Annotated in this window: 13 protein-coding genes; 11 read left to right on the top strand and 2 right to left on the bottom strand. The window is 47.6% G+C overall.

All coding sequences use genetic code 11. The features are described from left to right. Positions 1-273: 273 nt before the first annotated feature. Both PJF56_RS06995 and ctpA read right to left on the bottom strand, forming a co-directional pair. Positions 274-1,278, bottom strand: a complete 1,005-nt coding sequence (locus PJF56_RS06995) for a pentapeptide repeat-containing protein (protein WP_283761931.1) — start codon at positions 1,276-1,278, stop codon at positions 274-276. Positions 1,279-1,309: 31 nt separating this feature from the next. Continuing rightward, the gene (ctpA, locus tag PJF56_RS06990) at positions 1,310-2,542 is read right to left on the bottom strand and encodes a carboxyl-terminal processing protease CtpA (protein ID WP_283761930.1); all 1,233 of its coding nucleotides are present in this window, start codon (positions 2,540-2,542) and stop codon (positions 1,310-1,312) included. Positions 2,543-2,618: 76 nt separating this feature from the next. Here ctpA and petB point away from each other — a divergent pair, with 76 nt between their 5' ends. The 11 genes from petB to PJF56_RS06935 all read left to right on the top strand — a co-directional run bounded on the left by petB (position 2,619) and on the right by PJF56_RS06935 (position 13,158). After that, on the top strand, positions 2,619-3,287 hold the full coding sequence (petB, locus tag PJF56_RS06985; protein ID WP_283761929.1) for a cytochrome b6: 669 nt from the start codon (positions 2,619-2,621) through the stop codon (positions 3,285-3,287). 265 nt (positions 3,288-3,552) lie between these two features. Next, complete coding sequence (gene petD / locus PJF56_RS06980) at positions 3,553-4,035, top strand: cytochrome b6-f complex subunit IV (RefSeq protein WP_283761928.1); 483 nt, start codon at positions 3,553-3,555, stop codon at positions 4,033-4,035. A gap of 103 nt (positions 4,036-4,138) precedes the next feature. After that, on the top strand, positions 4,139-5,017 hold the full coding sequence (locus PJF56_RS06975) for an RpnC/YadD family protein (protein WP_283761927.1): 879 nt from the start codon (positions 4,139-4,141) through the stop codon (positions 5,015-5,017). Positions 5,018-5,119: 102 nt separating this feature from the next. Next, complete coding sequence (locus PJF56_RS06970) at positions 5,120-5,776, top strand: Uma2 family endonuclease (protein ID WP_283761926.1); 657 nt, start codon at positions 5,120-5,122, stop codon at positions 5,774-5,776. A 33-nt stretch (positions 5,777-5,809) separates the two neighbouring features. After that, entirely contained in the window at positions 5,810-6,817 is a 1,008-nt protein-coding gene (locus PJF56_RS06965) for a tetratricopeptide repeat protein (protein WP_283761925.1), read from the top strand. A gap of 86 nt (positions 6,818-6,903) precedes the next feature. Continuing rightward, positions 6,904-8,745, top strand: coding sequence for an ABC transporter ATP-binding protein (locus tag PJF56_RS06960; protein WP_283761924.1), 1,842 nt, complete (start codon positions 6,904-6,906; stop codon positions 8,743-8,745). Positions 8,746-8,750: 5 nt separating this feature from the next. After that, entirely contained in the window at positions 8,751-9,068 is a 318-nt protein-coding gene (locus PJF56_RS06955; RefSeq protein WP_283761923.1) for a hypothetical protein, read from the top strand. A gap of 155 nt (positions 9,069-9,223) precedes the next feature. After that, the gene (locus tag PJF56_RS06950) at positions 9,224-10,579 is read left to right on the top strand and encodes a TrkH family potassium uptake protein (RefSeq protein WP_283761922.1); all 1,356 of its coding nucleotides are present in this window, start codon (positions 9,224-9,226) and stop codon (positions 10,577-10,579) included. 177 nt (positions 10,580-10,756) lie between these two features. Further along, positions 10,757-11,458 (top strand): potassium channel family protein, encoded by a 702-nt coding sequence (locus PJF56_RS06945; protein WP_283761921.1) that lies wholly within the window; start codon positions 10,757-10,759, stop codon positions 11,456-11,458. A 22-nt stretch (positions 11,459-11,480) separates the two neighbouring features. Next, positions 11,481-12,635 carry an anhydro-N-acetylmuramic acid kinase gene (locus tag PJF56_RS06940; protein ID WP_283761920.1) on the top strand — a complete coding sequence of 385 codons (1,155 nt, stop codon included), beginning with the start codon at positions 11,481-11,483 and terminating at the stop codon, positions 12,633-12,635. Positions 12,636-12,708: 73 nt separating this feature from the next. Then, positions 12,709-13,158 carry a hypothetical protein gene (locus PJF56_RS06935; RefSeq protein WP_283761919.1) on the top strand — a complete coding sequence of 150 codons (450 nt, stop codon included), beginning with the start codon at positions 12,709-12,711 and terminating at the stop codon, positions 13,156-13,158. Positions 13,159-13,245: the final 87 nt, after the last annotated feature.

The following is a 13,245-nucleotide window of genomic DNA, read 5'->3' as shown; positions in this document are numbered from 1 at the left end:
TTAAAATTGGAATTTCCCATTTGAGATTTCAACACATAAGAACCGCAGGACTTGCGGGGATAGTCTGTGGAGCTTTCCGTAAGACCAAAACTCACCAGTGGGTGGAGGCTGTTGCACTGAAGCAGAAACCTAAATTGTGAGATTTAGGAATCACCGTCCTTCTAGGGCGGTGAGGATGTCAAACCTCCGAACCTAGGTGACCACAATAGAGATCTTTACCAACTTCTGTGAAGTTGGAAGCCCACACTCTACCGTCAGGTCAGTGGGGATAGTTCACCCTGTGAATCCATCAGCGAGGGTACGCAGACGATGGAGAAATTCTTGGACAACTTTGTGGGGGTTATCTTGGCATTCTTCGGTCGCATAGGAGTCAATGAGAATGATGCCATATTGATTTAACAGGCGATCGCGCTTAAGATCCAGATAGCAAGAGTCCTGCTCAATTTGCAAAACCCCACATTTCCCCCCATCAATGACCAAAAAATAAGGATGACGCTCGACTTGTCCTGCTAAAATCGTTCGCACATGGGGATAAAACAAGACATTTTGTTGGTGCAAGGCTTGGGCAATGTCTAATTCGGCTTGGGAACCAAAATCCAACCCTTGCCACTGATAAGGGGATCGGGTCGGTTCATGGAAGGATCGATCTAATCCTTCCGCATGAACTAAATGGGTATCAGTTAAATTAGTTTCACTGATATCCGAACCCCGAAAAATGGCATAGGCTGCATTAGAACGCCCTAAATTCGTCTGATGTAAATTTGCGTCGCTTAAATCCGCTTTAATTAAATTGGCCCCACTGATATTTGCCCGACTTAAATCTGCCCCACTCAAATTTGACCCACTTAAATTCGCCTGTGCCAAAGAAGCCTGAAGCAAACACGCCCCATTTAAATCCGCTTGCACTAAATTAGCAAAAATCAAATTGGCCCCACTTAAATCGGCATGGGCCAGACTGATATTAAATAAATAGGCGCTACTCAGATTGGCCAAGGTCAAATTTGAGCCACTGAGCAAGGCTAAAAACAAATTGGCACAGCTTAAATCCGCATGGGTTAGGTTAGAGTGGCTGAGATTGGCGTGGGAAAAATTAACATGAAATAGATTGGCCCGGGCCAGATTGCACTGACTTAAATCAATGCCGCTTAAGTCGGTGTAACTGAGATCGATCCCTGCTAAATCTAGACCGCGAAAATCTCGTTGTCCTCCTCGATAAAGGTCTAAAAGGGTTGGTTTATCCATGGACAAGCACCCAAACGTTTCAGTGTATGTACTCATTATGTACGCAAGATCAACTGGGATTGAGGGTTTAACTTTGGGTTTGCTCGGCCAGCAGTTCTAGAGCCGCTTCATATTGGGCATCGGAAGCGGTAGCAATTTGATTGCGGGAGATGGACTCCGCCGGAACCACCCGATCGGGTTCAATGCCTAACTGATTAATATCATGATGATCGGGGGTTTCGTATTTGGCGATGGTTACGGCTAACCCAGATCCATCGGATAAATCAAACAAAGATTGAATTAAGCCCTTCCCAAAGGTCGTTTCGCCGAGTAATTGAGCGCGATCGTTATCTTGGAGTGCCCCTGCTAGAATTTCACTGGCACTGGCGCTTCCATGATTAACCAAAACCACGAGCGGATCGTCAGTTAGCGCCGATCCAGTGGCATCAAAGCTTTCTAAAACTCCTTGACGGTTAACCACATAAACAATCGTACCGCGATCGATCCATTGGCGAGCAATTTCAATTCCAGCCGTGAGCAGGCCCCCTGGATTATTGCGTAAATCTAGAATATAGCCTGCGGCTCCTTGTTCTTCTAAACGGGCGATCGCCTGGCCCAGTTCTTGGGAAGCATAGGCATTAAACTGAGTTAAGCGCAGATAGCCAATGGGAATTGAGCCAGATTTAGAGTCTATCGATCGCAAATCAGCAATCACCGGATTTAGGGTAATATGATCGCGGGTAATCTCCACACTCTCCTGCTCTTGGCGATCGCGTTCAATGGTTAAGGTGACCACCGTTCCTGTTGGCCCTCGCATCCGACTGGCGGCCTCTTCAATGGTTAACTCGCGGGTGGGAATACCATCAATGGCCATAATGCGATCGCGCGGCTGAAGTCCCGCCATTTCTGCTGGCGATCCGGCGATCGGCGCAATCACCGTCAGTAAGCCGGTTTGGGGATCTAGGGCAATCTGCAACCCCACCCCACTCAACTCTCCGGAAGTCGTCACCTGCAAGCTGCGATAGGACTGGGGAGGCAAAAATCGGGTAAACGGATCGCCCAAAGTCTTGAGCATTTGGTCAATGGCCGCATAGGTCTGTTCGCGAGTCCTGAGTGGCTTCTTAAGAGCTTTCTGGCGCACAAACCACCAATTTTGATGATTAAACGTCTCATCCAAATAAGACCGATTTACAATGCGCCACACCTCATTGTAGAGCTTCTGTTCTTGAGTCAGAGCATAGGCTGGCGAGATCCAACCCCCTAGGGCGATCGCCAGATAGAGAACCAGAAAACACGCCACCCAAAAAAATCGCTTTACCATCACCTGTTTTATCATTACTTTGGCTATGTTACATTTCTATAAGAGCGCATTAATCTTTCATAGGATCGTTAACCGCATGTTTACCAAGCAGGTAAGAGAGTCAAAAACCTTTCAATGGTTTCAAGAACGTTTGGAGATCCAAGCCATCTCCGACGACATCACCAGTAAATACGTCCCTCCTCACGTTAATATCTTCTACTGTCTCGGTGGAATTACCCTCGTGTGCTTCCTGATCCAGTTTGCCACGGGATTCGCCATGACCTTCTACTACAAACCCACGGTAGCTGAAGCCTTCACCTCCATTCAATACATCATGAATGAAGTCAGCTTTGGATGGTTAATCCGCTCCATCCACCGTTGGTCTGCCAGTATGATGGTACTGATGATGATTCTGCACATCTTCCGAGTGTACCTTACCGGAGGCTTCAAAAAACCCCGCGAGCTAACTTGGGTAACCGGAGTTGTCCTAGCTGTCATCACCGTAACCTTCGGAGTCACCGGCTATTCTCTACCTTGGGATCAGGTCGGATATTGGGCCGTTAAAATCGTAAGTGGTGTTCCTGCTGCTGTTCCTGTGGTTGGAGACCTCGTAGTTGAACTGATGCGAGGCGGTGAAAGTGTAGGCCAAGCGACCCTAACCCGGTTCTATAGCCTCCATATTTTTGTCCTTCCTTGGTCGATCGCCGTCTTCATGTTGGCTCACTTCTTAATGATTCGTAAGCAAGGGATCTCTGGCCCCTTGTAAAGCACGCTAGGGAATAGGGAATAGGGATAACTATAGCGATCCTGAGAAATGAATGGTGAATAGTTTCCCCTCATCCCCTAACCCCTTCTCCCGCAGGCGCTGCCCTGAGCGAAGTCGAAGGGAGAAGGGGAAAAAGTCCCTCTCCCGTGGGAGAGGGATTTAGGGAGAGGGCATTTCCTCTTGCACAACTCATTTAGACTAGCTATATCAACCCTAAAACCCCTTGACCTCGATATAATCGTCCCATTTATTAATTGATTGAACCATGTCCATTCAAAAGCCACCCGCTTTATCCGATCCCAAGCTCCGGGAAAAACTCGCCCAAGGTATGGGCCATAATTACTATGGTGAACCCGCCTGGCCCAATGACCTGCTGTATACCTTCCCCGTAGTTATTGTGGGAACTCTCGGCTGTATCGTTGCCCTAGCGGTACTCGATCCTGCCTTCATCGGCGAACCTGCCGATCCCTTTGCCACTCCCCTGGAAATTTTGCCAGAGTGGTACTTCTATCCTGTATTCCAAATTCTGAGAACGGTTCCCAACAAACTGTTGGGCGTTCTGATGATGGCTTCTATTCCCCTGGGCCTAATCCTAGTTCCCTTTATCGAAAATGTGAACAAGTTCCAAAATCCGTTCCGCCGTCCGGTTGCGACTACGGTTTTCATGGTGGGAACCCTGGTTACCCTGTGGTTAGGAATTGGAGCCGCTTTACCCATCGATAAATCTCTGACCTTGGGATTATTCTAAATTCTGAATCCTTTTTTTTCTAAGCACCGGTAAGGGAACTGGCGATCGCTCGATCTTTAGCTCCTCTACCGGTGTTTAAGTTATTTACTAATTATTTAGAAGAATGGCCAAACCCGCAGATATTGGCAGCAAACGCTTGATTGGATTGAATCCCGATCGCTGGGTAGAATGGGTAACACAAATGCCTGACCTCCAGTACATTGGTATGGAGTCCACCAGCTTTGAATGGGTGAGCCGCCAAACTGATGTTTTATTGAGAGTCCGGTCTCCCCAACAGGGAGAATTTCTCGTCGTCAATGAGTTGCAACTGTACTACAACGCTCAAATGCCCAGGCGGATGCAAGCCTATGCCGCCCTCGCCGAAGAGAAATACCAACTTCCCGTATACCCGGTATTAGTCAATCTGCTCAAACCCGACGGAAAGCAACCCATTCCCACTCGTTACGAATCGGAATTTGGGGGTCTGAAGGCACTACGAGAATACAAAGTCATCAATCTTTGGGAAATCGAAGTGCAAACGGTTCTCAACCCTCCCATTCGCCCCCTGATTCCCTTTGTGCCCTTGCTCAAAGATGGTAACCAAGAACTCGTGGTGCAAGAAGCGGTGCGAATTTTGAGAGCCGATGGACAGTTGCAAGACTTCGAGACGTTGCTCGGTTTTTTTGCTAATTTTGTATTGGACACCAATCTAGTTAAACAAATTCTGAGGTGGGATATGTCGGTACTAGAAGCATCACCTTTATACCGAGAATTACTGGAACAGGCGAGAAAAACGGTTTTACAACAAGGTATTGAACAAGGTATTGAACAAGAGCGCCGAAAAACGGTGGAAAACTTGATGAGGTTGCGTTTTCAGACCATTGACTCTGAATTAGAGGAGATTGTACCCAAACTGGTCGCTTTGCCGACTGAAGAAGTGTTTTCCTTGATGTTGCAAAAGTCTCGGCAAGAGTTACTGGAGCAATTTAGCGATCGCAATTGACTTAGGATTTTTTCATTAAATCAGCCGATGATCGGAATTAGACTGAATACCCCATAGAGCAAGAAAACTGCTGTATCTTCCATAACTGAGACTCCGAATCCCATGGTTCAAACTCCCCCTACCCCCCACACTCTCTATCCAGAAACCGATGGATTACCTATGGCTGAAAATACGGTTCAATATCGCTGGATTGTTCGCTTGGTGAGCAATTTAAGGCGTTTATTTGCTAACCAAAATGTTTTTGTGGCTGGGGATTTATTCTGGTATCCCGTCCAGGTGGAAGCTCCTCCGGTTCCCGTGCAAGCTCCGGATGCGATGGTGGTTTTTGGCCGACCTGGGGGCGATCGCAAAAGCTATAAACAATGGGAGGAAGATAATATTGCTCCTCAAGTGGTGTTTGAGATTTTATCCCCCAGTAATTCCCGTAATGAAATGATGGCAAAACAAAGGTTTTATCAAAAATATGGGGTGCTGGAGATGTTTTTTTATGACCCAGAATCCCGTGATTTTTGGGGATTTGTACGGGGGAGTGAAGGGGAAGAGTTTAGGTTTATTACGCCTCTGAATTTACCCTGGAGTTCGCCCTTGTTACAAATCCGTTTTGAGTGGTTGGGGGAGGATTTAGCGGTATTTTATCCGAATGGGGAACCGTTCCAAGACCCAGAGGAGGTGATGGAGGAGCGCGATCGCATTCAACAAGAGCGCGATCGCGCATTCGCCAAACTGCAAGAACTCGGCATCGACCCCAACCAACTTTAAAATGGAACAGTAAAATGACAAGAGGATGGGGAGATGTTCAGAAAACTTCGGCGCTGGTTGAATCAACTTTGGCAATGGTTTAAGGGTTTATGGTCATCCTCTCCTAGCTCTTTCGCCGATACCGCTACGACTTGGCCCACAGATACGGACTATGAAATGCGGTTTATGTCCTTTCTAGAGGGTGTGGATCGGGGGAAAAGCCAAGTCCTGAAAGAGTGGGAAAGCTTACAACAGGAGCATTCAGAAGAGCAATGGATCGCTTGGTTAAAACGCTTTGGCCAAAAAGTCACCCAACGTTCAGAACCCAATGAAGAATTGGCACAGCGTCTGATCCGGTTAGGGGAGGTGGGTTGTGGTGAATTGGGAGCAGTGGCTAAAGCAATTGGGGAACAGTTACAACCCGCCAGTCCTAAAATTTCTTCAGATGAGGATAATCCTCAATTTTGGTTCGATCGCGGTAAACAATTACTCGATGAAGCGGATCAAAAGGCCTTAGAAGCCTTCGATCGCACCCTGGAACTTGACCCCAATCATTATCGCGCGGCCATTAATCGGGGGAATGCGCTGATGAACTTGGGCCGCCATGAAGAGGCGATCGCCGCCTATGACCATGCCTTAGAATTAAACCCCAAGGCCGATCTAGCTTGGGCGAATCGCGGTAATGTATGGTTTGATCTCGAAGAGTATGAACAGGCGATCGCCAGTTGGGACAGAGCAATAGAATTAAATCCCAAAGATCTCGAAACTTGGCATAATAAGGGCATCGTTCTAGGGGTCAAACTCAATCGATTTGAAGAAGCCCTCAGTTGTTTTGACCAAACCCTGGCACTGCAACCGGAGGATGTACAAACCTGGTTTAATCGAGGCATTGTCTTAGCGGCCTTAAATCGATGGGAAGATGCTCTAGAAAGTTGGAGTCGAGCAACCGATCTGCAACCGGATTTTCAGGATGCTTGGATTAATAAAGGGGTCGCATTACAAAAATTAGGTCGCTATGCAGAGGCGATCGCCGCCAATCAACGGGCAATAAATCCCAGCTAATCCCTAGGGATTTTGGTAAAATACCTGTATTTTCCAGTAAATTTACGGTTTTGCCCGAAAATCACCCTCATTGCAGCCCCATCTCCATGAATGACTCGGTTTTAGATGTTTGTAACCTCACTGTTCAATTCCAAACGGATGAGAAAGTGATTCAAGCGGTCGATCGGATAACTTTCTCGGTTAAGCGAGGACAAACCCTAGGCATTGTGGGAGAATCAGGCTCAGGAAAATCGGTGACTTCCCTGGCGATTATGGATCTGGTTCCCCAACCTCCGGGAAATATTGCCAGTGGTGAGATTTGGTTTCATCCTCCGGAGGGCGATCGCCTGAATTTACGGGATCTTTCCCCAAAACAGATGCAACGGTATCGGGGAAGCCAAATCTCGATGATTTTTCAGGAACCCATGAGTTCCTTAAATCCGGTGTATACGATTGGGTTTCAATTGGTGGAAGCCCTACGATTTCATCAATCGATTTCTCTTTCAGAAGCCAGACGACAGGCGATCGCCCTGTTGCAAGAGGTGCAATTGTTGCCCAAGGATGAAATTTTAGAACCACAAATGGTCAGTGAATTTCCGGAGCCACCCGGCGATCGCCAACTGCAATCTGCAATCAATCGCCACAAACAAGCTATCCTCGATCGCTATCCCCATGAACTCTCCGGCGGCCAACTGCAACGGGTGATGATTGCCATGGCCATTTCTTGCAACCCTACCCTATTAATTGCCGATGAACCCACCACAGCCTTAGATGTTACCGTGCAAGCCACGATCCTGAATCTCCTGCGGGACTTGCAAAAAGCTAGGGGCATGTCCCTGATTTTTATCACCCATGACTTAGGCGTAATTGCGGAAATTGCTGACCATGTGGCAGTCATGTATCAAGGGCAAATCGTCGAATCTGGCTCCGTTCTCGATATTTTTGCCCGCCCCCAACATCCCTACACCCAAGGACTTTTAGCCTGTCGCCCCCGACCTGATTTACGCTTAAAATACTTGCCCACCGTGGCTGATTTTCTGGAACAAGAATCCACAGAAAAGGGAATAAAAGTTACCGAAATCAATCCCCAAGAAGTCCAGCAGCGCCTAGAAAAGCTCTATGAACAATCCCCCCTAATGGTAGTCAAAGACCTGAAAGTGGGGTTTCCCAGGAAAGGCATCTGGGGACAAACCCAACGCTATACCATGGCCGTGAATGGGGTATCCTTTGAAGTCTATCCGGGAGAAACATTAGGCTTAGTCGGAGAATCCGGTTGTGGCAAAACCACCCTAGCGCGATCGCTCTTACAGTTGGTTCCCTCCATGGGTGGGATGATGGCCTTTGAAGGCGAACAACTGCAATCTTTAAGCACTAAGGCTTTGCGCTACTTTCGCCGACAAATGCAGATTGTATTTCAAGACCCCTATAGCTCTTTAGATCCGAGGATGTCCATTGGGGATGCAGTCATGGAGCCGTTGGTGATTCATCAGGAGTTGGAATCTGGGTCTAAACGACGCGACCGCGTGAGTTATCTTCTAGATAGAGTTGGCCTCGATCCCAATTGGATGAGTCGCTATCCCCACGAGTTTTCTGGAGGACAGCGCCAAAGGGTCTGTATTGCCCGCGCTCTGGCGTTGAATCCTAAGTTTATTATTTGTGATGAGTCCGTGTCTGCGTTGGATGTATCGGTACAAGCTCAGGTGTTGAACCTGTTTAAAGAACTGCAAGAGGAGTTTAAGCTAACCTACATTTTCATTTCCCATGACTTAAGCGTAGTCAAGTTTATGAGCGATCGCATCATGGTCATGAATCGCGGTAAAGTAGAAGAAATTGGCCCCTCCGAGCAAATTTACAACTATCCCAGCCAAGAATACACCCGCCAACTGATTGCAGCCATTCCCACCGGGAGTTTAGAGGACATTAAACAGCGCCAAAACGCCCCCGGTTAACTCTGATGATGCTTACCCTAGAAATGGCGATCGCCAAAATCCGAGAACTTCCCCCCGAACAACAGCATCAAGTGATTGAATTCATTGAACGCTTGGAAGGACGATCCCTCAATCGATTGATATTACTGGAGTGGGAGCATCTTGCTCCCTACATTTTTAATTATGGTATTTCCGCTTCGCGGACATGTTCATGTCGGACGCAGTCCGAAACAAACGGACTTGATATTACTGACGATCCATTGCGGTTAGAAGTAGGAAAATACGATAGTTTCTGCCCAACTTGCGGACACCAACCACAGATCCGCGAGAAACCCGGTTTCTAAAACGTTGCGATCGCCCTCATCCCTTTATCATCGCCCTTCTGGTAAGCTTTCTCTGTGCGGCATTAGCCTGGGGTGGCGTAAAACTGTTAATCTGGTGCAGTGCTAGGAGGCGATCGGGTCGCAAAAACCGTTAATATATAATTTTTAATTGATATATGAGTGTCGCGCGTACCATTTGTCTTGGTTTCTTAGCCGTCATTGCGATCGGTACACTGTTACTAATGCTACCCTTCGCCCTTACCCCAGAAGGATTTGCCACCATTGAGGGGCCCCTTGATTACATAATGAAGGCCCTATTTACCGCTACCTCCTCCGTCTGCGTCACCGGATTATCCATCGTCGATGTGGGGACATTCTATTCCTTTTGGGGACAACTCTTTTTATGCTTACTCTTCCAAGTCGGAGGATTAGGCTACATGACTGCAACCACGTTTTTACTGCTGTTGTTAGGGCGACAATTGGGACTCAGGGATAAACTCGCCATTCAGCAGTCCCTGGATACCCAAGGGATGGAAGGGGTGGGTCAGTTGGTGCGATCGATTATTGCCGTAACCTTAATATTTGAGATTACCGGTATTTTCTGTTTAATGCAAGTCTTTCAACCCGATTATGGGGATAGCCAAGGCTTATGGTTAGCCATTTTTCACAGCGTTAGCGCTTTCAATAACGCCGGATTCAGCCTCTTTAGTGATAGTCTTTCCTCCTATGTCACATCTACCCCATTAGTCGCTGTAATTACTGCCCTAATTATTATTGGCGGCATTGGCTATCAAGTGATCATGGAACTCTATACTTGGTTTTATCGGCGCGTGATTAAGCGCAACCAAGGGTTTACGTTTTCCTTGCACTTTAAGATTACCACCAGCACCAATATAGCTCTGTTTCTGATTGGGGCGCTCGCTTTATTTCAAACTGAGTTTTATAACCCAGCCACCTTAGAATCCTTGAACGTATGGGAAAAATTTTTAGCCGCTTGGTTCCAATCTGTGACTACTAGAACGGCGGGATTTAATACCATTGATATTGGTCAGATGACTATTACTTCCTTATTTATTACTATTCCCCTGATGTTCATTGGCGCAAGTCCAGGCAGTACCGGAGGAGGCATTAAAACCACCACCTTTAGAATCTTACTCAGTGCCACCAGAGCGGCTCTACAAGAGCGCGAGCAAGTGTTGTGTTATAAACGACAAATTCCCAATGTTTTACTCATTAAGGCTGTAGGGGTGATTATTGCGTCCCTATTTGTGATTATTTGCGGCACAATCCTAGTCAGCATTGGTTCTGAAAATATCGAATTTTTAGCCATATTTTTTGAGGTTGTTTCCGCCTTTAGCACCGTGGGTTTATCCACAGGGATTACCGCGAGTTTATCTCAGTTTGCTAAGTTGGTTATTATTTTAATTATGTATATCGGTAGGGTTGGTATTTTGTTACTGATTGCTTCATTTTATAAAAATACTAAACCCAAAGTTATTCGCTACTCTGAAGAAGACTTATTAATTGGATAGCTGGCGTTCCTGGTGGAGAAAAGTTACAGCAGTTTCCTCTGCTATGGGGTACATTAAGTTTCATAAACCTGATTCGCTCCGCGATCCCTTCGGGAATCACCTCCCATCTTACTCTCTCTAGGCGATCGCGCTTAAAATGAATTGAAGTACCCATATTCACTCAGGGGAGATCGTACAGTGAAAAAAGAGTCGTTCGGGTGGTTTCGTCGCCTGCGTCAAAGCAATCAACAGTTTGCGGTCATTGGTTTAGGACGGTTTGGACAAGCGGTTTGCTTAACCCTGTATAATATGGGCTATGAGGTCATGGGGATTGATGCGAGCGAACAGCAAGTGAATCAAGCGATCAATAGTCAGATTGCCACCCATGTTTTGTCTTTAGATGCGACCGATCCGATGGCGTTGAAACAGTCGGGAGTATTTGAGTTTGATACAGTGATTGTCAGTATTGGCAATTATGTGGAAGAAAGTATAATCACCACGTTGAATTTGAAAGAAGCGGGGGTAAATTTTGTGGTCGCTAAAGCTTCTTCTAAAATTCATGAAAAGTTGCTCAATAAGGTGGGAGCCGATTGGGTGGTGTTTCCGGAATATGAGATGGGCTGTAATTTAGCTATTTCTTTGACGAAACCAAATATCTTAGAGCGGGTAGAACTCGATCCAGATAATAGTATGGTGGAATTGCTGGTTCCAGAAGAGTTTGCGGGTAAAACGCTGTTAGAGTTAGATTTAAGAAATGAGTATGGGTTGACGATGATTGCGATTAATCATCAGGGGCAGAAGTTGGAGGTGAACCCGAAGGCAACTCAACGGATGGAAAAGGGGGATTCGATGGTGTTAATTGGCCGTAATAAGGCAATTAATCGACTGCCGGTTCAGTAAGTAAAAAGTTAGGGGTCAAACTATGTATATTATTGGTTTAATTAGTGGAACATCCGCAGATGGAATTGATGCGGCGTTGGTAAACATTTCGGGGGAAAGATATGATTTCAAAGTGGATTTAATCGCTGGGGAAACCTATGCTTATGGGGAGGAGTTGCAACGGGAAATTTTGGCGATCGCCTCTGGCGCACCCCTCTCCCTTCCCCAACTGGCTGCCCTCGATGACCGGATTGCCCACGCCTTCAGCCAAGCCGCTCTGAAGATACAGCAGGGCCATCCCCCCGCCCAACTCATCGCCTCCCACGGGCAAACCGTCTTTCATCGTCCCCCCCATGGAGGACTCGGTTATAGCATACAACTCGGACGGGGAGAGGCGATCGCCCATCACACCCGTATCCCCACCATCAGTAACTTTCGCCAAGCCGATCTCGCTGCCGGTGGCCATGGGGCCCCCCTCGTCCCCCCCATAGATGCCTGTCTCCTCAGCCATCCCACTCAGAGTCAATGTATCCAAAATCTAGGCGGTATTGGCAACCTCACTTATCTGCCCGCCAACAGCCATCAACACCTAGACCAAGTGCGGGGATGGGACACCGGCCCCGGTAACAGCCTCCTGGATCTAGCCGTAGAACAGTTAACCCAAGGTACTCAACGCTACGATCTTAACGGCGCTTGGGCCGCCACAGGAACCCCCCACCAACCCTTGGTCAACCAGTGGATGGAAGACCCCTATTTTCAGCAACCGCCCCCCAAATCCACCGGCCGCGAATATTTTGGTCTAGAATTTTGGCAACGCTGTTGGCAACAGAGCCAAGCCGATCATCTCTGTGATGCCGATCTCCTAGCTACCCTCACCGAATTTACCGCCGTTTCCATCCTCCAAAACTATCGCCAATTTCTACCCCAGATGCCCGATCGCGTGCTACTGTGTGGGGGAGGCAGTCGTAATCTGTACCTCAAAGAGCGGATTCAACACCACCTGAACCCGATTCGAGTCCTCACCACTGAGGAAATGGGCTTAAATTCAGAATTTAAAGAGGCGATCGCCTTTGCCGTCCTCGGCTATTGGCATCATCTCCATATTCCCGGAAATCTCCCCCAAGTCACCGGGGCAAACTCTGGGCAAATTTTGGGACAGTTGCACCCAGTTGGGAGCAACCAGCCAACAATGTTATGATGAGTAACCGTATCATAAGCACTGCTGCTTAAAACTCGAAACAATCTGAGACAACGATTTAGAGGCGATCGAAGTGGCTCATACATTCTTAATGGAACCAGGACGCTGGACGATTGAAGGGAACTGGCTAGAAAAAGATGGCCTGCCCCTCGCCATCCGAGGAGCCACCTTAGTGCGATGGTCTCACGATAACTGGTTTACCATGGTCATGAAACTCACCTTTACCGACAGCGATCGCCCCCCCATCTCCTTTCAGTATAAAGGCCGCCTCGACAGTGGCGAACGCCAATACACCTTTGTTCTCCAACACAGCGTCCTCGGAAAAGTCGAAGGAGAAGGTTGGGTTGCTCCCGACTCCATTATCCAGCGCTATTGGGTTCTCGGAGACAAAGAACGCCGGAGTAGCTTTGAAACCCTCTATCGCATCGACTACGATACCTATCATCTCTCTAGCGCAGTCATGGCAGGACACTACCTAACCAGTGCCATGGAAGCTCGATTAGAACGACAAACCGAAAGCTAAACCGGGTAATCCCCCGTGAAATCAAGCTACAATGAAAGGATAATGATCGACTGTCACGATCATGGAAACCCTTACAATTAAATATGC

Source organism: Roseofilum halophilum BLCC-M91 (genome assembly GCF_030068445.1).
In the GTDB taxonomy this organism is placed as follows: Bacteria; Cyanobacteriota; Cyanobacteriia; order Cyanobacteriales; family Desertifilaceae; genus Roseofilum; species Roseofilum halophilum.
Note: the sequence above shows the minus strand (reverse complement) of the source record. Positions and strands in the feature narration are given on the sequence as shown.

What these genes read in the sequence shown, in the direction of transcription:
- PJF56_RS06970 (WP_283761926.1), top strand. Translation starts at nt 5,120, where the DNA reads ATGGTTCAAACTCCCCCTACCCCCCACACTCTCTATCCAGAAACCGAT.
- petB (WP_283761929.1), top strand. Translation starts at nt 2,619, where the DNA reads ATGTTTACCAAGCAGGTAAGAGAGTCAAAAACCTTTCAATGGTTTCAA.
- PJF56_RS06995 (WP_283761931.1), bottom strand. Translation starts at nt 1,278, where the DNA reads ATGAGTACATACACTGAAACGTTTGGGTGCTTGTCCATGGATAAACCA.
- PJF56_RS06965 (WP_283761925.1), top strand. Translation starts at nt 5,810, where the DNA reads ATGTTCAGAAAACTTCGGCGCTGGTTGAATCAACTTTGGCAATGGTTT.
- ctpA (WP_283761930.1), bottom strand. Translation starts at nt 2,542, where the DNA reads ATGGTAAAGCGATTTTTTTGGGTGGCGTGTTTTCTGGTTCTCTATCTG.
- PJF56_RS06955 (WP_283761923.1), top strand. Translation starts at nt 8,751, where the DNA reads ATGATGCTTACCCTAGAAATGGCGATCGCCAAAATCCGAGAACTTCCC.
- PJF56_RS06960 (WP_283761924.1), top strand. Translation starts at nt 6,904, where the DNA reads ATGAATGACTCGGTTTTAGATGTTTGTAACCTCACTGTTCAATTCCAA.
- PJF56_RS06975 (WP_283761927.1), top strand. Translation starts at nt 4,139, where the DNA reads ATGGCCAAACCCGCAGATATTGGCAGCAAACGCTTGATTGGATTGAAT.
- PJF56_RS06940 (WP_283761920.1), top strand. Translation starts at nt 11,481, where the DNA reads ATGTATATTATTGGTTTAATTAGTGGAACATCCGCAGATGGAATTGAT.
- petD (WP_283761928.1), top strand. Translation starts at nt 3,553, where the DNA reads ATGTCCATTCAAAAGCCACCCGCTTTATCCGATCCCAAGCTCCGGGAA.
- PJF56_RS06950 (WP_283761922.1), top strand. Translation starts at nt 9,224, where the DNA reads ATGAGTGTCGCGCGTACCATTTGTCTTGGTTTCTTAGCCGTCATTGCG.